This is a genomic window from Pseudomonas sp. IT-P176, from assembly GCF_949767245.1.
Lineage (GTDB): Bacteria > Pseudomonadota > Gammaproteobacteria > Pseudomonadales > Pseudomonadaceae > Aquipseudomonas.
Window position 1 is genome coordinate 36,873 of the sequence record NZ_CATKPN010000044.1, and the last position, 18,153, is coordinate 55,025.

The window sequence follows — 18,153 nt, forward strand, 5'->3', positions numbered from 1 at the left end:
AGCGTAGTCTTTGCCCCGGCTCAAGCGCGTCCCATTCCTGCGAGTTGCCTGCAAAGTCGCTACGTATTCCTTCCCTTTGCAGGATCTTCGCGATGCTCCGTACCTTTTTGCCGACAATGACCGGCGCCATGGCCCTGGGTCTTTCCACTGCGGCGATGGCGGCTGCAGTCCCGCCCGCATCCGACCCGTTGAACCTTGGCGCGATCAACGTCAATGCCGAAGGCGGCATCGCCGGTACGGCCACCACTGAAGACACTGGTTCCTACACCACCGGTTCCATGAGCACGGCCACCGGCCTGCCATTGTCGATCCGCGAGACTCCGCAATCGGTCAGCGTCATCACGCGCCAGCGCATGGACGACCAGGGCATGAACGACCTCAACGATGTGGTCAAGTACGCACCGGGCATCACCCTGCGCAAGTTCGGTGGCGACCGTCAACAGTTCCTCGCGCGTGGCTTCAGCATCGACAACCTGATGTACGACGGCCTGCCGACCAGCCTCAGCACCTTTACCCTGGACACTATTTCCGGGGCCGACCTGGCGATGTACGACCGGGTGGAAGTGGTGCGCGGCGCCACCGGCCTGATGACCGGTGCCGGAAGCCCCTCGGCGACCTTGAACCTGGTGCGCAAGCGTCCCACCGTGACGCCTCAGGTGAGCATTACCACCAGCGCCGGCAGTTGGGACCGCTACCGCACTGAGGTGGATGCCTCCAACAAACTCAACGAAGCGGGCACCCTGCGCGGGCGCGTGGTCGCGGCGTATGAAGACGACAAGAGCTACATTGATGTTCGCGATAAACAGCGCCAGACCTTCTACGGGGTACTGGAAGCCGATATCAGCGACGCCACCACCTGGACTATCGGCGCGTCGAAGCAGCGCGATGACGCTACCTCCGACTGGGGCAGCCTGCCCGCCGGGCCCAATGGCGAAGACCTGCACCTGTCGCGCTCGACCTTCCTGAGCAATGACTGGGCTTACTGGGATCGCGATAACGTGACCCTGTTCAGCGATCTCACCACCCGGTTCGACAATGGCTGGACCTCGAAACTGGCCATGGCCAGGATCTGGGCCGAGTCCAATACCTTCTCCAGCTACTTGAACGCTGCCCGTGGCGGCGGATTCACCCAGTCTTCGGGCCAGTACGACACCAAGGACGTGCAGACCAACCTCGACGGCTCTCTCTCGGGCCCGTTCCAGTTGTTCGGGCGTGAGCATGAGCTGACGGTGGGGGCCAGCCGGCGCCAGGAGAAGTTCGACCAGAAGGGTGGCTACTGGAACACGGCGACTCCGGTGGACATCTACAATTTCGATCCGGGTGTCATCCCCAAGCCGGCTGCGGGTGATCGTATTCCCTACCAGAGCCTGAACACGGCGACCGAGGAGGGCGTGTACGCCGCCGCGCGGTTCAACCCGATCGATCCGCTGCACTTGATCGTCGGCAGCCGCTTGAGCTGGTACGACTACGACAACCGCTCGGGCACTGGCGACTACAAGGTCACCCAGGAAGTCACTCCGTATGCTGGTATCGTCTACGACCTCAACGACACCTACTCGGTCTATGCCAGCTACACCGAAATCTTCAAGCCGCAGACCCAGCAGGATGTCAGTGGCGCGGTGCTGGACCCGATGACGGGTGAAAGCTACGAAATCGGTATCAAGGGCGAGTACTTCGACGGTGGCTTGAACGCGTCGATGGCACTGTTTGACATGACCCAGGAAAACCGCGCGTATGCGCTCCCGGACCAGCCGGCCAGTTGCCGCGCCACCAACCGCACCTGCTATGAAGCGGCGGGCGAAGTGCGCAGCCGCGGCCTGGACACCGAGATCAGCGGGGCGCTTACGCCGAACTGGCAGTTCTCCGCGGCCTACACCCTGGTGCTGAGCCAGTACGTCAAGGACCGCACCTATGACAAAGGCGATCTATTTGCGCCCAACCAACCCAAGCACCTGTTCAAGGCCGCGACTAGCTACCAGTTGACCGGCGCCCTGGAAAAGGCCCGAATCGGCGCGGACGTCCTGGCCCAAAGCGCCACCTACGGCCGTGTCGGCACTGGCCATGCCGAACAGGACGCCTATGGCGTGGTCGGCCTGATGGCGGGTTACCGCCTCGACGAACATTGGGATGCGCGGGTCAACCTGAACAACGTCTTCGATGAGAAATACTGGCAGGGCATCCCCACCGCCAGCGGCTCCGGCACCTACGGCGACCCGCGCAACCTGATGTTCTCGCTGAAGTGGTCGTTGTAGGTCCCAGAGCTGTAAACGCTTGCGGCGCTGCCAGCGCTCCGCTTGCCCCGGATGGCGGTACGTCAGGCACTATCGATGTTGAATGGACCGGCCTCATCGCGGGCAAGCCCGCTCACACAGTGAATCGGGCTGCCCGCAAACTTTGCGTGCGGCCCGCCTCACCGGCCCTTACCGCTCTGGGGTGTTCGCGGATCGAACGAGTCTATTGATACCTGTCTCGCCGTGATACTGGAGTCGATCAATGTTGATGATCGTAAGCTGATGAGAATCTGGGCCGCAGACGTCGACGGATAGAGTGGGGTGTCTGGATTAATCGAGCAGGAGACCGTGCAATGCGGCAATCGGTCCGAAAGGATCGCTTCTATTTCCTGCTTGCTCAAGGTGTCCATTCATAGTCCACAATCATGTGAAATGGATCTGAATACAGGGTCCCTGACTGGACAGAAAGCCCATCGAAGCGAGCTAATACCGAGTACCTGGGAACGGAAGTAACGCTCGATTGGTTCAGTGTAGCTTCGTACACGCGCCTGAGTTGCTTGCTGAACTGACCCGCTCTATTTCAAGCACGGCAGCTTCGACAGCCTCCAGTGCTTGGGAAATTCGTAGCAAGGCTTGATCAGGATATGCCGGAGTCGTAGGGGCAATTCCTCTCATGCCTGTGGCTAAAGCCAATTGGATATCTGCCAAGCGAGAAAGCAGCGATAGGGTGAGCTTATCCGAAACCATGGATCGATCCTCCGAGCAATCGAAACAGCTTAGCTGGAGGTTATCTGCCTGACGCATCTAACGGTCTCCGGTGGCTGCCCACCCCCGGAGCCCCTCGCATTGTTGGTTTCAGCTGTAGGTGTGCACGGTGACTTCGAACGCCTCCCGGATTGGATCTAAATACTCATGACTCTGGCGAACATGTTGGATTTCCTGTGAAGTTGAAAAATGAATGACTGAGATAAAAAAACTTACTCATGTACCCGTCGGCGACACGCCGGCTGCCTCGACGCGACGCCTCGTCAGCAAGGCGATGCCCGGCGGGATGGCCAGCCAGACGCCGGACATGGGCATCAGCACGATGCCCAGGGCCGCAAGCAGCAGCAGGCCGACACCCACCGCATGCAGCGTGGCCGTGTCACCGCGCCGTTCGAGCGACGTCACGGTCAGCGCCAGCAGAGCAAGCAGCGCACCGAACATCACGAACCACACTGCCACTCCCTTGCGCGGATCGCGGTTGATGCTGTCGAAAACCCCAAGGTGGAGGATGTCGAGCAGTGGGTCGGCAAACATGAATCCGGCGGCGAGGGTGTGCAGGACGGCAACCCCCATCAAACAATGGCCGATCCAGGCCCTGGGGATGTGAGAGCGTTCAGACATAATGTGACTCCTTGAGGGATGAATGGATCCAGGGGGTTAGGGTCGCCACCTCGGCGCCCAGGGTTTTCAATAGGTGGTTGATGCCCAGGAATGCTCGGTCGAAATACGGCAGCTCCGGTGGCACGGCGATCAGCGACCGTGTGAGGACCTGGCGATGTGCGGCCGTCAAGACCGGAAAGGCAGAGCGGTTCGCGAAGTCGAAGCGGGCCTGCCGGAACGGCTCGATCTGCCAGGTCCGTATCGCGGCGAGGGCCGGCATCAGTTGCTGTTCGAAATCGGCATCCGACAGGTTGGGCGAGATCAGGCCGAGATCGACATAGGCCTGGCGCAGCGGTGTGCTGTCGCCAACCGCAACCTCACTCAGGCCTATACACCAGACCCGGGCGATCCTGTTGGTAAAGGCCGACGACAATCGCTTGGTGCAGCCGAAATCGATCACCCCTAACTGGCCATCCGGCATAAACAGGAAATTGCCGGGATGAGGATCGGCATTCAACCGGTGGCATCCGAACACGCTGTGCATGAACCAGTCGAATAGGCACTGGCCCGCACGGTTGCGCGCCGCCTGGCCGGGTTGGGTGGCCAGCCAGGCATCGAGGTGCAGGCCGCCCACCGCCTGCATGGTCAGCACGCGCCGGGTGGTGTGGCTGAGCACCGGCTGCGGCACCACCACATCCGCCAGCCGCGCATGCTCGCCGAACCATTGCAACTGCCCGGCCTCATGGGTGTAGTCGACTTCCTCGGCGAGCCTGTGTTCGATGTCGGTCATGATCCGGTCGACGATGTCGTGGTCGGGCAGCAGGTCGGACGTCAGCCGCAGGCCCTGCAGCAGGTGGCGGATCAGGCCCATGTCGCTGCCGATGGAGGCCGCGATGCCGGGGTATTGCACCTTGACCACCACCCGTTCGCCACCGTGCAGCTCGGCATGGTGGACCTGGCCGAGACTGGCCGCGGCGAAGGCCTGCGGGTCGAAGCGCTGGAACAGGTCGTCGGCATCCCGCGAGAACTCCTGGCGGAAGACTTTATGCACCAGGGCTCGGTTGAGTGGCGTGGCCTGGTGGAAGCCGCGCGCCAACTCGCGGCGCACCCCCTCCGGCAGCAGGCTGGCTTCCATGCTCAGCAGCTGCGAGGCCTTGAGCGCCGTGCCCTTGAGCTGGTTGAGGGCACCAAAGAGGATGCGGCCCAGTTCGGCTTCATGTTCGGCTTGGCGCGCATCGACTTCACCCGGTGCCGGTTTTCGGCGCACCAGGTGACCCAGGTGGGCCACGCCGGCCTGGGCGACGGCCAGGCCGGTGATTGCGCCCCGGGCAATTCGCCCGGTGCGGAGTTTGGGATCAGTGGCCATGGGACTTCCTTCGGTGTGGCATGTCAGTGACGGTGCGACGGCAGCTCATACAGAAGCCCCCATCATCCGGGGCCAGGCCTGGTACAACCCGACCAGATGCACCATCCCGACCAACATGCACACCCCCGAGCTCCACAGCAGGAACGGCGTGACAGCGACCCGGGTGAACAGTATCAGCGGAACTATGGCCAGGCCGCGCACAAGGTAGACGGCCGTCAGCGCGCACATCACCTGGGGCACCCAGGGCAGCGCCAGACGGAGTCCACCTGCCGCCAGGGCATAGACCGCCCACAGCCCCAGCACCGCCGCGATGCCGGCCGTCACCAGGGACGGATACACCCGACCGGCGTCGGCCGCACGGGCAAAACGTTCGCCTGCGCCGAAAAACCGGTACCAGGGCCCGCCACCGAAGATGATCATCAGGTGCAGCAACGAGGCCACTGCACTGAGGCCGGCGGCCAGCACCAGCATCGGGTTGAGGGGAGTTCCCATGTCCATCAGCGCTTGACCAGCGGACGGGCGAGCTTGACCAACTCGATCAGCGACGAGCCGTTCTGCATCAGGCGCGAGAACTGGCTGCGCAGCAGAAACCCGCCCAGCTCCGACAGTTTGTTAAGCAGGCCGCTTTCCAGGGTCTGCGCCAGCACCGCCAGGGTAAGGTCGACCAGCCGGGTGGTGTCGGAGAACTCGTCCGAGCTGTCGTTGAGCCAATAGATCACCACCGTGAACAGGTAGTCGGCGAAAAGGCCGCCAATAAGCGGCTTGAAGTCGCAGGCGGCAATGCTGCCGTCGGCCTCGGCGGCCTCGAGAAACCCGGCCACGGCCTCCTTGATGGCGCGCTTGCCCGGCAGGGTATCGCCCATCAGCAACATCGGCGACTTGCCCACCAGGGCTCGGGCGAGGGCCACGAACTCGCGATCGGGCAGCAGCCGTTCCAACAGCGCATCGACGAGACGCTGCAGGCGTTCTTGCAGGCTGAAACTGTCGAACCCAGCCGTGGCCAGGGTCTCGGCGAGGGCGTCGGCCAGGGCCTGCTCGAAATAGCCCAGTACCAGCTTTTCCTTCGTGGAGAAGTACTTGTAGATGGTGGCATCGCCTAGGCCGGCAGCACGGGCGATCTGCTTCATGCTGGTGCCGTCGAAGCCGTGCACCGACATCAACTCGACGGCGGCCTGCAGGAGAAGCCGCTGGTTTTGCTGCTGCTTGGGTTTCATGGATTTGTGTACTCGCTATCATTTGATGGCGAATATACACACTATTATGGATAGTACGTATCGGTTTATCTGAAAGGCCAACCGCAGACCACACCCTGCAGACGATGTTTCTCACGACTGCGCAAGCCCCACTGACGCGCGTGAACGTCGCTTCTTTGCTGTCGGTGGCGTCGCCAGTCCTGCTGATAATCGGGCTGCCCGCAAACTTTGCGTACGACCCGCCTCGCCTGCAGCTCTTGATCCACCCGCCCCATCGGCAGCCTTAGCGAGGGGCCGTACGTGAGGGGCAAAGCGCTTTGGTGGGCCTGTCTCCTGGCTGCGGAACCATTAGCCGCCATCACCGCAGCAACGGATCCATCCCCAAAACCAAGATCACCCTAGAGGCCTTGAGCGAGGTAATGCTCGAGAGCGCAGACTCAACCCTTGGCGCAATCGTGCAACGACTGCTCATACGCCCGGGTCATGATTTGCCAGGTCTGGGCATCGGCTGGAATCAGGTGTTCGATGCGCAGTGAGCTCAGGGTGATGTCCTGGGGCATGCCGAAGGTGGTGAAGGTCGACAGGAAGTTCAGTTCACCCTGGGCGCAGTCAATGCGCGTCAGTACCAGCGGTGGTAGTTCGGCCGTCATCGGCAGCGGGTTGGCCGGGGCGGGCAGGGTGTCCAGGAGCTGGGCCAGGGTCGGGTTGGCCATGGCCTCGCGGGTTGCGCGCTGCCAGGCCAGGCTGCGGATCTCCTCGGCGTTGCGCAAATGGTCGCCCAGTCCGCCCGGCTGCAGCAGCGTCACCAGCAGGTTGAGCTCCACCGCCGCATCGGCCGGCAGTCCGACCAGGTTGAAGAGCACGGCAGTGCTGGCGTTGGCGGCCAGCACTTGCCAGTGGCTGCCCAGGACAATCGCCGGTGCGGGATTGTTGGCGTGCAGGATATGGCTGATCGCGCCGCGCACCGCCTCCATGGGCGGCGCCGTCAGGGGCGTCGCTTCGTAGCGCGGCGCATAACCGGATGCCAGGAACACGCGGTTGCACTGCTCCAAGGGTGCCTCCAGGGCGGTCAGCAGGTTGTGCAGGGTGCCGGGGCTCGGCTGGGCGCGGCCGGTTTCGATGCAGCTCAGGTGACGCTGGGAAACCCCCGCGATCAAGGCGAGGTCGAGCTGGCTCAGGCGGGCCTGGCGGCGCAGCAGGCGCAACTGCTCGCCGGCGGTGGTCGGGGGTGTCGTGCGGGGAAAGGGTCGGATATCCATACGTTGACTCTGGCCGTGCAAGGGGTAGGCGTCCATGACCTCAGAGGTCATTGAGGGCCGGGCGACGATAGCACTAACGTGCCGCTCATCAACCGCCGATTGCAGGAAGCACCGCATGTCCCGACCCTATCTCGCCCTGGCCGCCTTGAGCGGATTTTCCCTGTACACCGGCTGGACCCTGTTGATCGCCGAGCAATCGCTGCTGGCGTTCGGGATGGGCCTTTTGGCCCGGCCGGATACCGCCCAGGTGGTCATCGATCTCTACCTGCTGGCGGGCATGGCCGGCGTCTGGATGTACCGGGACGCCCGGGCCAAGGGCCGCTCCTTGGTATCGGTGCTGCCGTATTTGCTGCTCACCGCGATCTTCGTCTCGATCGGCCCGCTGCTGTACCTGGTGGTCAATGGCTTTTGCGCCAAGCCCGGCGCCAGGGGGCTGGGATGAACAGCCCGCTGCACGTCTATGCCCTGTGTGTGCTGCTGTTGTTCGGGAAAATGTTGCTCATCTCCTGCTACCAGGGGTTCTTTCGTATCCGCCACCGGGTGTTCACCAACGCTGAGGATGCGCGATTTTTCCAGCGCCCGGCGCTACCTCAGGAACTGCCCCAGGTACATCGGGCCGGCAAAGCCTGGGCCAATGACCTGGAAAACATTCCGCTGTTCTTTGTGCTGGGCGGCTTGTGTCTGGCCCTGGAAGCCGATGGCCAGCTCGCACCCGGGTTGTTTTGCCTGTTCACCAGTGCCCGGGTGCTGCACACCCTGATGTACCTCGGCGGCTGGCAGCCATGGCGCACGATTGCCTATGGGCTAGGGCTGGCTTGCCTGCTGGCAATGGCCGGCCTGGTGGCGGCGAGGATTTTTCCGGCGGCGGGACGAGCTGCACAAATCTTCTAAACAGCGTGATGCAAAGCGCGGTAAGTTGGTCGCCCGAATTTTTTGCCCAGTGCTGGCGCCGGAGGCACCATGGACGATCACCACTGGATCGAACTGTCCCAGGATCCCGACACTGGGATCGAGTCGATCCGCGCGCATTTCCAGGGCCACGCCTATGACCCGCATTGGCACGACAGCTTCCTGGTGGGGATCACCGAGCAGGGGGTGCAGCAGTTCAATTGCCGGCGGGTGCGCCACCTCAGTACGCCTGGCAAGGTGTTCATGCTGGAGCCGGGGGAAATCCACGATGGGCAGGCCCCGACCGAGGAAGGTTTCACCTACTCCATGCTGTACTTCGATCCGGCGTGGCTGGAGCAGCAGCTGCGCTTGCTGTTCGAGCAGGTGCCGGAGCACAGCCAGTTGGGCTTCGCCGACACCCTGAGCCAGGATCCGGGCCTGGCAATGTGCATTGGCCAGGCTTTCCAGGCGCTGCACCGGGGCGAGTTGCGTATCGTGCGCCAGAGCGCCACCGACAACTTGTTGGCCGCGCTCACCCGGCACCTCGACTGGCGTCAGCGCCAGACCTATGATCCGCGCCTGCCACGGGTGGCCCAGGTGGCGCGCGACTACCTGCAGGCCCACGCCTTTGAAGACATCGGCCTGGATCAATTGGCCCAGGTCTGTGGCGTCGACCGTTTTCGCCTGAGCCGCGCCTTCAAGGCGGCGTTCGGGCTGGCGCCCCATGCCTATCTGATCCAGCTGCGCCTGGCCCGGGCGCGCTTGTGGCTGGCGCGGGGCGAAACCCCGGCTCAGGTTGCCAGCGCCCTGGGTTTTGCCGATCAGAGTCATCTGGGGCGCTGGTTCCGCCGTGCCTATCGGCTCACCCCGGCCGATTACCGCAAGCGCTGCTCAAACCTTCCAGACTGACCCCCGCCGGCGCGCGAGCATGGACCCCTGTCTGATCAAGGAGTCCCTGCCATGCTGTCGTTCCTGCCTTTTCTGTTGTTTGCCTTCGTGGCCTCGATCACCCCGGGGCCACTCAATATCCTGGTCCTGAGTCACGGTTCCCGGCGCGGACTGGTTGCCACCCTGCCGATTATTCTCGGCGCCTGTGTCGCGGCGGCGCTGGTGGTGTTGAGTGTCGGGCTCGGGCTGGGTGAGACGCTGCTGCGGTTCCCGCGCGTGCAACAGGCGATGGTTTGGGCCGGGGCGTTGTGGCTGAGCTGGTTGGCCTGGCAGATCTTTCGCAGTCCACCGCCTGCGCTGGATTCGACCGACACGCGTGACGCCGGTATGGGCGTGCTCGGCGCCGCGGCCCTGCAAGTGATCAACCCCAAAGTCTGGATGATGGCGGTGGCCGTGGCGAGCGTGTTTGCCGGCGACGGGGAACAGGCGCCGCGGATGCTGCTGTTGTCACTGTTGTTCCTCCTGACCTGCCTGCCGTGCATGACCCTGTGGGCGCTGTTGGGCGTGGGCAGCGCCCGGGTATTGCGTTCGCCCCGGGCGTTTGTGCTGATGAACCGTGGGTTGGCGGTGTTGCTGCTGCTGTCGGCCTGGTTGGGCGTGTTGGTGTAGGCATCATCGATGTTGAATGGGCCGGCCCCATCGCGGGCAAGCCCGCTCCCTCAGTGGTTCTGGGTGTTCGCAGATTTTGGGTACACCGACTCAACCTGTGGGAGCTGGCTTGCCAGCGACGCCTAGAGCAACGTGATTTCGATGCGCTCCTTGCCTTTGCCGGTGTTCTTGCGCTTGAGCTTGAGGGCGCCGATTTCCCCGGTGGAGCGTGGGTGAGTGCCACCACAGGCCATTCGCGCAAATCCTTCGACGTGCCAGTAGCGGCGCTGCGCGGCTTCATCGCTGAAGGCGGTGATGATGGGCAAGTCGGCGCTCAACAAGGTAGCGACCTGGGACTCGATCTGCGGGAACAGGGTGGCGATGCTGGTCTCGCGGGCAAAGTCGATGCGCGCCTTGTCGGCCGAGATATGGGCACCGATGCGAGTGATGTCCGGTTCAAGCTGGTAGACCAGTTGCAGGACCATTTCCGCGGCAAAGTGCAGGCGCATCAAGCGGTAGCGCCGCGCCCAGTCAATGCGCATCTCGACCTCGCTGCCCACCTGCAGGCCATGCCCGGTGGGCAGGGTGTAGACAATCTCCAGGCCATGTTTTTCCGCCGCCAGCACTGCAAGGCCCGCGAGGGTTCCGCTGTCACTCTCCTGGCCACCGGAAAAGGCAAAGAACACTGTCTGTTCGAGACACACCGCATCCCCCTCGACCGCGGTGACCCGCGTTTGCAGCTCGGTTCGATAAGGGTCTTGCCAGAAGAGCTTGTGCGTCGCCATGGTTTGCCACCGTCCTTGAGCAGGTTGATGGCGAAATCATAGAAGGGTTGTTGGCTTCAGGCTTGAACGATCTTGCTCAACGTGTCGGGTTGAGCAAGCACCTGGGTACACACCTCGCGTATGCAGCCGCGCAGCCAGCGATGGGCAGGGTCGGCGTCCATTCGTGGGTGCCAGATCAGCGACAGGCCGATGGCCGGGGTGGGCAGCGGCAAGGTGAAACTGAACAGCTCACTGCGCAAGTGCCGGGTATGGCGCTCGGGCACCGTGGCGATCAACTGCGAGTCGCGGGTCAGCGCCAACGCCGCAGCGAATCCACTGACCAGGGTCGCGATGTTGCGTTGCAGGCCCTGGCTATTGAAGGTTTGATCCAGCAGCCCCTTGGCCAGGCCCCGACGGGAAACCAGCACGTGTTGCCCGTCCATGTAGCGGGCAACGGTGATTTGGCCCTGGCTCAAGGGGTGCCCGTGGCGTACCACGCCGACAAAGCGATCCTCGAACAGCAGGCGAGTGTGCAGCTCGGGGCTGGTCCCAGGCTCGACCACGCCAGTGTCCAGGTCGACGCTTCCCTCGCGCAGGGGGGCGCTGTCCTTGCTGAGCTTTTGCAGGAAGTACACGCGCACACCGGGCGCCTCTGCGGCCAGGCGCTGGATCAATGCCGGGCCGAAGTTTTCGACAAATCCGTCGCTGGTGCGCAGCGTGAAAGTGCGCACCAGATGCCCGATGTCCAGCTGTTCGACGGGGCGCAACACGGCGCTGGCGTCCTGCACCAGTTGGCGCACCTGTTCGCGCAGCTCGATGGCCCGTGGCGTCGGTACCAGGCTGCGCCCGGCCCGCACCAGCAGCGGGTCGCCGGTGGTGGTGCGCAAACGAGCCAGGGCCCGGCTCATCGCCGAGGGGCTCAAGTGCAAACGCTGGGCCGCGCGCGCCACGCTGCCTTCGGCGAGCAGGGCGTCCAGGGTAATCAGCAGGTTCAGATCAGGCGTCGACATTGGGCAACGGTAGCACGCTGCGCACCTGGGATGGCGTTTGCTGCAGCTATAAAGTGCAAATGCTGCGTCTTCCGCCTTGTCTCACTCAGGCATAGGCTTTCGCCCATCACCGAGCGCAAGGCCTAATCCATGAACACTCTCTCCACAACAACCGCCGCCCAAGCGCCACCGAGCCGCTGGGCACTGGCCAGCCTGTCACTGTCGATGCTGTTGCCGTCACTCGATACCAGTATCGCCAATGCTGGCCTGCCAGCCCTGGCCGGGACGTTCGAGGCCTCTTTTGCCCAGGTGCAATGGATTGTCCTGGCCTACCTGCTGAGCATCACCACCTTGCTGGTCAGTGCCGGTCGCCTCGGTGACCTCATGGGGCGGCGACGCCTGCTGCTGTGTGGCATCAGCCTGTTCACCCTGGCCTCATTGCTCTGCGGCCTGGCGCCCAGTCTTGGCTGGCTGATCGCAGCACGGGCGCTGCAGGGATTTGGCGCGGCGATCATGCTCGCCCTGACCCTGGCGCTGGTGGGCGAGACTGTGCCCAAGGCGCGGATTGGCAGCGCCATGGGCCTGCTGGGCAGCCTGTCGGCGATCGGCACCACGCTGGGTCCGGCGCTGGGCGGGGTGTTGCTGGTCGCCAGCGGCTGGCAGGCAATCTTCCTGGTCAGCGTGCCGCTGGGCCTGCTCAATGGCTGGCTGGCCTGGCGCTACCTGCCGGCGGATGGGCCGTTCGCCAAAGGCAAACCGCGCGGTTTTGATCTGTCGGGGAGCCTGGTGCTGGCGTTGACCCTGGGTGCCTACGCGTTGGCCATGACCCAGGGGCACTGGGTGCTGTTGCTGCTGGCAGCCGCGGGCGCTGGGCTGTTTGTCTGGCGCCAGGGGCGGGTGGCGGTACCCTTGGTCCGCCTGCAACTGCTGGGCGATCGGCAATTGAGCGCGGGTCTGGCCATGAGCCTGCTGGTGTCCACGGTGATCATGTCGACTCTGGTGGTCGGGCCGTTTTACCTGGCTCGCGGCCTGGGGCTCGATGCCCTGGCAGTGGGGTTGGTGCTGGCGGCGGGGCCCGCAGTCGCGGCCGTCAGCGGTGTGCCGGCGGGGCGCCTGGTCGACCGTTGGGGCACGCGCCGCATGACCCAGGCCGGGCTGTTGGGGATGGCGCTTGGCGGCACGTTGCTGGCGCTATTGCCGAGCGCCAGCGCAGTGCCCGGCTACCTCATGCCGATGCTGTTGCTGACCGCCAGTTATGCGTTGTTCCAGGCGGCCAACAATACCTCGATCATGGCCGGCATCGACCCGCAACAACGGGGCGTGGTGGCAGGCCTGCTCAGCCTGTCGCGCAACCTGGGGCTGATCAGCGGGGCGGCGTGCATGGGCGCGCTGTTTGCCTTCGCCACGGCGGCGGATGTGTCGGTTGCGTCTGCGCCCGCATTGGCCCAGGGGCTGCACGCCAGCTTCGCGGTGGCCACCGTGTTGATCATTCTGGCGTTGCTGATAAGCCATTTTGCGCTGGGCAAACGCGGTCAGTCAGGCACTCCCGACTGATTTTGATCAGGGTCGAGCGTCTCGACGAGCTCGCCTTCAACCAAGCCGTACAGCACCATCTGATACGTATTTTTCATCTGTACCTGACGCTGTTTTCGGTACAGCCGGGGCGCCACAATAGGGCCGTAACCCTGGACAAAATTTTTGGAGGCGCGATGTTCAAGATGGCGATGTTTCTCGGTGGATTCTTGCTGCTGACAATCATGATCGGCGCCCTTGCCACCATTTCCCCGGTGTAATCAGTGGTCGATCGTGTCAAATCTTGTAATAACTCTGCGCGGCAGAAAAACCCTGCCGCACTGTAGGATCATGGACCCAATTTTCTACAGGTCCGTATGAACACCCTCCTGGAGCCTCCCAGTCGCTTCGCTCACCTTGCAGCCTCGTTTCCCTCAGTCAGCGCCCGTAGGTCCATCGCACCTATCACGGTTGCGATAAACCGCCCAGGCACCTTCCTCGCCTGTTGCGCAGCACCCTTTACCCCGAACCAAACCGCCCCCATTGTGCGTTGCAGGGCGTCGTACTTGCGTGCGCGTCAATCGTTCAAGCTGATTCGAGAGAGTAAATAATCCCTATGGAATGGATTGCAGATCCCACGGCCTGGCTTGGCCTGTTGACCCTGATTGTGCTGGAGCTGGTGCTCGGCATCGACAACCTGGTGTTCATTGCCATCCTGGCCGACAAACTGCCGCCCGAGCAGCGTGACCGTGCCCGGGTCATCGGCCTGTCGCTGGCATTGCTGATGCGCCTGGGCTTGCTGGCGAGTATTTCGTGGATGGTGACCCTCACGGAGCCCTTGATCGAGGTGTTCGACAAGGTCTTCTCTGGCCGCGACCTGATCATGTTGTTCGGTGGTGTGTTCCTGTTGTTCAAGGCGACCATGGAGTTGCACGAACGCCTCGAAGGCCACGTTGCCACCCGCACCGGGACGGCCGCCTATGCACTGTTCTGGCCGATCGTGGCGCAAATCGTGGTGCTGGATGCGGTGTTCTCGCTGGACGCGGTCATTACGGCGGTGGGCATGGTCGAACACCTGTCGGTGATGATGATTGCCGTGGTGTTCTCCATAGGCCTGATGATCATCGCCAGCAAGCCGCTGACGCGCTTCGTCAACGGCCACCCGACGGTGATCATGCTCTGCCTGGGCTTTTTGATGATGATCGGCTTCAGCCTGACTGCCGAGGGCCTGGGTTTCCACATCCCCAAAGGCTACCTCTACGCGGCCATTGGCTTCTCGATCCTGATCGAGCTGTTCAACCAGTTGGCGCGGGCGCGGCGCAAGAAGAGCCTGCAAGGGCACCGGCCGATGCGCGAGCGCACTGCGCACGCGGTGTTGCGTTTGCTCGGCGGGCGCAGCTTGCACGCCGATGAAGTGGGCGAGGAAATTGCCGACATGCTCGAAGGCACTGACGCCGATCAGGTCTTCGATCGCCGCGAGCGGGTGATGATCAGCGGCGTCCTGCAATTGGCCGAGCGGCCGATCCGCAGCGCGATGACGCCGCGGGCGGAGGTCGATTACATTGACCTGGCCGACTCGGCCGAGGCGATCCGGACCACACTGATGCACTCCTCGTACTCGCGGTTGCCGTTGATCCGCGAGGGTCGCATCGATGAGCCGCTGGGCTTCGTCCACAAGAAAGAGTTGCTCAAGGAATTGCTCGCAGGCCACCAGCCCAACCTGGAAGCCATGGCCCGCACGTCGATCAACCTGCTGGAGAGTTTTTCGATCCTCAATGCGCTGGAACAGATGCGCAAGGAGTCGACGCACATCGCCTTTGTGGTGAACGAGTTCGGTGACTTCATTGGTTTGCTGACCATGACCGACATCCTTGAGTCGATCGCCGGTGAGTTGCCGGACGCCAGCGAAATCGAAGGCCCGAACATTGTCGCCCAGGGTAATGGTTTCCTGGTCAGCGGCGCCTTGAACCTGAGCCAGGTGCGCCAGCAGATCGGCTTCCAGGCCAGGGCCACGGATGACTACCAGACCCTCGCGGGACTGGTCATGAGCCTACTGGATCGCCTGCCGGTGATTGGCGACACACTCACCTGGGAAGGGTGGAACCTGACCGTGGTCGAGGTCGAAGAGCGGCGGGTGACGCGGGTATTACTTAGCCCAGTGTTGCCAAGTTGAATGAACGTCCTGCGGCCGTTGACGCAGTCGTCACATCCCGTTGCGCAGCAGCGGCAGGTAGCTGGGGCTGGCGGCGATGGAGTTGTGTCCCGTGCCGGGTATGACCTCGAGCCTGGCCACGCCGGGGGCGAACTGGCGTAGCAGACGCTCGGTGCTGGCGCGGGGGATGACCTCGTCATGTTCGGCGGCCAGCAGCAGGGTGGGCACCTGGATGCGCGGGGCGTACTTCCAGGAGTCGTAGCGGTCGCGCAGCAGCCAGTGCACCGGGAAGATTGGCAACTGGCGGGCGGCCAGCTCTTCCAGGCTGTTGTAGGGGGTAATCAGGATCAGTCGCGCCACCGGCCGTTGGCTGGCCAGGCGCACCGCGACCCCAGAGCCGAGACTGCGCCCGACCACCACAACCTGTCGGTGCTCGGCGTAGACCTGATCGAACAGTGCCAGCGCATCCGCGGCAATCGCTTCCTCCGAAGGTGAGCCGCCGCTGCCGCCAAAACCCCGGTAGTGCATCAGGTACAGGGCGTGATCGGTAAAGGCCTGGGCAAACTGCGACAGGTTCGCCGAGACATCCTCGGCATTGCCGCCGAAGTAGATCAGGGCCTGGGGAGCGTCGCGCTGGCGGACGCTGACCAGCACCTGGGTCTCATCCACTGCAAGCCTCAGTAGGGTTGTCGCGCTGTCAGCGGAACGCGCTTGCGGGTAGTAGATCAGCGCGCGCTGGAACACCCACAGTCCCGCACAGAGCGCGAGGTACAGCGCTACAGCGATGAGCACGATGGACATCAGGATGCGCGACATTCGTCTAACGTTAGTACATCGATCGGACCAGGAGGCATGAACATGCTGACCCGCGCCATTCCTTCCAGCTCCGAACCCTTGCCCATCGTCGGGTTGGGCACCTATCGCGGCTTTGATGCCGCGCCAGGAGAGGCTCCCTACCAGCAACTGTCGGCAGTGCTCAGTGCGCTGTTCGCCAAGGGCGGCACGCTGCTCGACAGCTCGCCGATGTATGGTCGGGCCGAACAGACCAGTGGTGAGTTGCTGTCGATCCATGAACCGCGTTCGCCGGCCTTCCTGGCGACCAAGGTGTGGACCCGAGGTCGCGATGAAGGCATTCGGCAAATGGAGCAGTCCTTGCGCTTGCTGCAGACTGACCGTGTCGACCTGATGCAGATCCACAACTTGCTGGACTGGCAGAGCCATCTGCCGACGCTGCGAGAGTGGAAGGCGGCCGGGCGGATTCGCTACATCGGCGTCAGCCACTACAGCGCCAGCGCCTATGCCGAGGTCGAGGCCCTGCTCAAGGCCGAGTCGCTGGACTTCCTGCAGATCAACTATGCCCTCGATGACCGGGCCGCCGAGAAGCGCCTGTTGCCGTTGTGTCGCGAGCGAGGGGTGGCGGTGATCTGCAACCGGCCGTTTGGCGGCGGTGACTTGCTGACCAGGCTCAAAGGCAAGCCGCTGCCGGGTTGGGCGGCACAGGTGCAGGTCAGCAGTTGGGCGCAACTGGCGCTGAAGTTTGTGTTGTCCCATAGCGCGGTGACGTGCGTCATTCCCGGTACCCGCCACCCGCGCTTCATGAGCGAAAATGCCGGTGCCGGTTTTGGCTCGATGCTGACGGGGGCGCAGCGTGAGCAGTTGATTGATCTGATCGGCTGACGGATCGCGCCAGGTTGTGCCGAAATCGTCATCGCCCAGGCTTAAAGCGATCAAGCCGGGGGCGGTGGAATGGGCGAGTCTGGACGGTCTGTTCAAGGAGCTGACTATGATCCGACTGTCCCTGGCCGAAGCCCGCGAGCTGGCCGAATCGATCCTGCTGCACAACGGTTTTAACTCCGCCCACGCCCAGGCAGTGAGCAACACGGTGATCGCCGGCGAGCGCGATGGCTGCGCCTCCCACGGTTTGTACCGGGTTCTCGGCTGCGTGAATTCACTGCGGGCCGGCAAGGTCTCGGCCGATGCCGAGCCCCAGGTCATCGACCAGGCGCCCTCGATCGTGCGGGTCGACGCGGCCGGCGGCTTTTCCCAACTGGCGTTCCAGGCCGGGTTGCCGATGCTGGCGGCGAAAACCCGGGCCAACGGGATTGCTGCCCTGGCGATCAATCGCTGTGTGCATTTTTCCGCGTTGTGGGTGGAGATCGAGCAACTCACCGCGGCCGGCCTGGTGGCGGTGGCCTGCAACCCGAGCCATGCCTGGGTCGCACCGGCTGGCGGCAGTCAGCCGGTGTTCGGCACCAACCCGATTGCCTTCGGCTGGCCGCGCGCGGGCCAGGAGCCGTTTGTCTTTGACTTCGCCACCAGTGCAATCGCCCGCGGCGATATTGAATTGCACCGCCGGGCCGGCAAGGCGATTCCCCAAGGCTGGGGCGTGGATGGGCAGGGGCAGCCGAGTACCGATGCCAACGTGGTGCTCGACAGCGGTGCGATGCTGACCTTCGGTGGGCACAAGGGTTCGGCACTGGCCGCCATGGTGGAGTTGATCGCCGGGCCATTGATCGGTGACCTGACCAGCGCCGAATCCCTGGCTTACGATGCGGGCAGCAAATCCTCGCCGTACCACGGCGAACTGATCATCGCCCTCGACCCACGGCGCTTCCTTGGCGACGCCACCGAGCAACACCTGGCCCGTGCCGAAACCCTGTTCCAGAGTATCGAAGGCCAAGGCGCCCGCTTGCCGTCGCAACGCCGCTATGAAGCGCGAGCCCGCAGCCAGGTAGAAGGTGTGCAGATCCCCGAGGCGCTGTACCACGACCTGAAGGCGTTGTTGGCCTGAACCCTTAGAAGTAGCGGGCTCCCGCTTGCGGCGCCCGCTTGCGGCGCCTGCTTGCGGCCTGCTTGCGAAGGACTCAATGACGGCGCGGTGAATCAGGCTTTGCGCGT

General features: G+C 63.6%; 17 protein-coding genes and 1 pseudogene. 10 read left to right on the top strand and 8 right to left on the bottom strand.

Going from position 1 to position 18,153, the window contains the following annotated elements:
- Positions 1–92: 92 nt before the first annotated feature.
- On the top strand, positions 93–2,252 hold the full coding sequence (locus tag ACM6IP_RS12195) for a TonB-dependent siderophore receptor (protein ID WP_414861574.1): 2,160 nt from the start codon (positions 93–95) through the stop codon (positions 2,250–2,252).
- Positions 2,253–3,212: 960 nt separating this feature from the next.
- Here the strand turns inward: ACM6IP_RS12195 and ACM6IP_RS12200 are convergent.
- The 5 genes from ACM6IP_RS12200 to ACM6IP_RS12220 all read right to left on the bottom strand — a co-directional run bounded on the left by ACM6IP_RS12200 (position 3,213) and on the right by ACM6IP_RS12220 (position 7,414).
- The gene (locus tag ACM6IP_RS12200) at positions 3,213–3,617 is read right to left on the bottom strand and encodes a DUF6463 family protein (RefSeq protein ID WP_414861575.1); all 405 of its coding nucleotides are present in this window, start codon (positions 3,615–3,617) and stop codon (positions 3,213–3,215) included.
- Complete coding sequence (locus ACM6IP_RS12205; RefSeq protein WP_414861576.1) at positions 3,610–4,962, bottom strand: ABC1 kinase family protein; 1,353 nt, start codon at positions 4,960–4,962, stop codon at positions 3,610–3,612. Before ACM6IP_RS12205 ends, ACM6IP_RS12200 begins: the two co-directional genes overlap by 8 nt.
- A gap of 45 nt (positions 4,963–5,007) precedes the next feature.
- Positions 5,008–5,454, bottom strand: a complete 447-nt coding sequence (locus ACM6IP_RS12210) for a hypothetical protein (RefSeq protein WP_414861577.1) — start codon at positions 5,452–5,454, stop codon at positions 5,008–5,010.
- 5 nt (positions 5,455–5,459) lie between these two features.
- Positions 5,460–6,176 carry a TetR family transcriptional regulator gene (locus tag ACM6IP_RS12215; RefSeq protein ID WP_414861578.1) on the bottom strand — a complete coding sequence of 239 codons (717 nt, stop codon included), beginning with the start codon at positions 6,174–6,176 and terminating at the stop codon, positions 5,460–5,462.
- Between the two features lie 416 nt (positions 6,177–6,592).
- Positions 6,593–7,414 (bottom strand): helix-turn-helix domain-containing protein, encoded by an 822-nt coding sequence (locus ACM6IP_RS12220; RefSeq protein WP_414861579.1) that lies wholly within the window; start codon positions 7,412–7,414, stop codon positions 6,593–6,595.
- Positions 7,415–7,529: 115 nt separating this feature from the next.
- Here ACM6IP_RS12220 and ACM6IP_RS12225 point away from each other — a divergent pair, with 115 nt between their 5' ends.
- The 4 genes from ACM6IP_RS12225 (at position 7,530) to ACM6IP_RS12240 (ending at position 9,859) form a co-directional block, all read left to right on the top strand.
- Entirely contained in the window at positions 7,530–7,856 is a 327-nt protein-coding gene (locus tag ACM6IP_RS12225; RefSeq protein WP_414861580.1) for a DUF2834 domain-containing protein, read from the top strand.
- The gene (locus ACM6IP_RS12230; protein ID WP_414861581.1) at positions 7,853–8,305 is read left to right on the top strand and encodes an MAPEG family protein; all 453 of its coding nucleotides are present in this window, start codon (positions 7,853–7,855) and stop codon (positions 8,303–8,305) included. The genes ACM6IP_RS12225 and ACM6IP_RS12230 overlap by 4 nt, the downstream gene beginning before the upstream one ends.
- A 69-nt stretch (positions 8,306–8,374) precedes the next feature.
- Positions 8,375–9,211 (top strand): AraC family transcriptional regulator, encoded by an 837-nt coding sequence (locus ACM6IP_RS12235; RefSeq protein WP_401127529.1) that lies wholly within the window; start codon positions 8,375–8,377, stop codon positions 9,209–9,211.
- Positions 9,212–9,262: 51 nt separating this feature from the next.
- Positions 9,263–9,859, top strand: coding sequence for a LysE family translocator (locus tag ACM6IP_RS12240; RefSeq protein ID WP_414861582.1), 597 nt, complete (start codon positions 9,263–9,265; stop codon positions 9,857–9,859).
- A gap of 122 nt (positions 9,860–9,981) precedes the next feature.
- Here ACM6IP_RS12240 and ACM6IP_RS12245 read toward each other — a convergent pair whose 3' ends face one another.
- On the bottom strand, positions 9,982–10,623 hold the full coding sequence (locus ACM6IP_RS12245) for an alanyl-tRNA editing protein (protein ID WP_095169103.1): 642 nt from the start codon (positions 10,621–10,623) through the stop codon (positions 9,982–9,984).
- Positions 10,624–10,679: 56 nt separating this feature from the next.
- On the bottom strand, positions 10,680–11,612 hold the full coding sequence (locus tag ACM6IP_RS12250; RefSeq protein WP_414861583.1) for a LysR family transcriptional regulator: 933 nt from the start codon (positions 11,610–11,612) through the stop codon (positions 10,680–10,682).
- A gap of 129 nt (positions 11,613–11,741) precedes the next feature.
- Between ACM6IP_RS12250 and ACM6IP_RS12255 the strand changes: the two genes are divergently transcribed.
- The 3 genes from ACM6IP_RS12255 to ACM6IP_RS12265 all read left to right on the top strand — a co-directional run bounded on the left by ACM6IP_RS12255 (position 11,742) and on the right by ACM6IP_RS12265 (position 15,276).
- Positions 11,742–13,145, top strand: coding sequence for an MFS transporter (locus ACM6IP_RS12255; RefSeq protein WP_414861584.1), 1,404 nt, complete (start codon positions 11,742–11,744; stop codon positions 13,143–13,145).
- Positions 13,146–13,147: 2 nt separating this feature from the next.
- A complete protein-coding gene (locus tag ACM6IP_RS12260; protein WP_414861585.1) occupies positions 13,148–13,384 on the top strand; it encodes a hypothetical protein in 237 nt (78 codons plus the stop codon).
- A 335-nt stretch (positions 13,385–13,719) separates the two neighbouring features.
- Positions 13,720–15,276: a TerC family protein gene (locus tag ACM6IP_RS12265; RefSeq protein ID WP_414861586.1), complete on the top strand. Its 1,557-nt coding sequence runs from the start codon at positions 13,720–13,722 to the stop codon at positions 15,274–15,276.
- Positions 15,277–15,306: 30 nt separating this feature from the next.
- On the opposite strand, the gene ACM6IP_RS12270 is transcribed toward ACM6IP_RS12265, so the two are convergent.
- Positions 15,307–16,071, bottom strand: coding sequence for an alpha/beta hydrolase (locus tag ACM6IP_RS12270; protein ID WP_414861587.1), 765 nt, complete (start codon positions 16,069–16,071; stop codon positions 15,307–15,309).
- A 30-nt stretch (positions 16,072–16,101) separates the two neighbouring features.
- Between ACM6IP_RS12270 and ACM6IP_RS12275 the strand changes: the two are divergent.
- A pseudogene (locus ACM6IP_RS12275) lies at positions 16,102–16,932 on the top strand (aldo/keto reductase); the annotation flags it as partial.
- Positions 16,933–17,038: 106 nt separating this feature from the next.
- Positions 17,039–18,046 carry an Ldh family oxidoreductase gene (locus ACM6IP_RS12280; protein WP_414861588.1) on the top strand — a complete coding sequence of 336 codons (1,008 nt, stop codon included), beginning with the start codon at positions 17,039–17,041 and terminating at the stop codon, positions 18,044–18,046.
- Positions 18,047–18,153: the final 107 nt, after the last annotated feature.

Coding starts and splice junctions, on each gene's coding strand:
- ACM6IP_RS12200 (WP_414861575.1), bottom strand. CDS start 3,617: ATGTCTGAACGCTCTCACATCCCCAGGGCCTGGATCGGCCATTGTTTG.
- ACM6IP_RS12245 (WP_095169103.1), bottom strand. CDS start 10,623: ATGGCGACGCACAAGCTCTTCTGGCAAGACCCTTATCGAACCGAGCTG.
- ACM6IP_RS12230 (WP_414861581.1), top strand. CDS start 7,853: ATGAACAGCCCGCTGCACGTCTATGCCCTGTGTGTGCTGCTGTTGTTC.
- ACM6IP_RS12205 (WP_414861576.1), bottom strand. CDS start 4,962: ATGGCCACTGATCCCAAACTCCGCACCGGGCGAATTGCCCGGGGCGCA.
- ACM6IP_RS12270 (WP_414861587.1), bottom strand. CDS start 16,071: ATGTCGCGCATCCTGATGTCCATCGTGCTCATCGCTGTAGCGCTGTAC.
- ACM6IP_RS12255 (WP_414861584.1), top strand. CDS start 11,742: ATGAACACTCTCTCCACAACAACCGCCGCCCAAGCGCCACCGAGCCGC.
- ACM6IP_RS12210 (WP_414861577.1), bottom strand. CDS start 5,454: ATGGGAACTCCCCTCAACCCGATGCTGGTGCTGGCCGCCGGCCTCAGT.
- ACM6IP_RS12235 (WP_401127529.1), top strand. CDS start 8,375: ATGGACGATCACCACTGGATCGAACTGTCCCAGGATCCCGACACTGGG.
- ACM6IP_RS12250 (WP_414861583.1), bottom strand. CDS start 11,612: ATGTCGACGCCTGATCTGAACCTGCTGATTACCCTGGACGCCCTGCTC.
- ACM6IP_RS12225 (WP_414861580.1), top strand. CDS start 7,530: ATGTCCCGACCCTATCTCGCCCTGGCCGCCTTGAGCGGATTTTCCCTG.
- ACM6IP_RS12195 (WP_414861574.1), top strand. CDS start 93: ATGCTCCGTACCTTTTTGCCGACAATGACCGGCGCCATGGCCCTGGGT.
- ACM6IP_RS12240 (WP_414861582.1), top strand. CDS start 9,263: ATGCTGTCGTTCCTGCCTTTTCTGTTGTTTGCCTTCGTGGCCTCGATC.
- ACM6IP_RS12220 (WP_414861579.1), bottom strand. CDS start 7,414: ATGGATATCCGACCCTTTCCCCGCACGACACCCCCGACCACCGCCGGC.
- ACM6IP_RS12215 (WP_414861578.1), bottom strand. CDS start 6,176: ATGAAACCCAAGCAGCAGCAAAACCAGCGGCTTCTCCTGCAGGCCGCC.
- ACM6IP_RS12265 (WP_414861586.1), top strand. CDS start 13,720: ATGGAATGGATTGCAGATCCCACGGCCTGGCTTGGCCTGTTGACCCTG.
- ACM6IP_RS12280 (WP_414861588.1), top strand. CDS start 17,039: ATGATCCGACTGTCCCTGGCCGAAGCCCGCGAGCTGGCCGAATCGATC.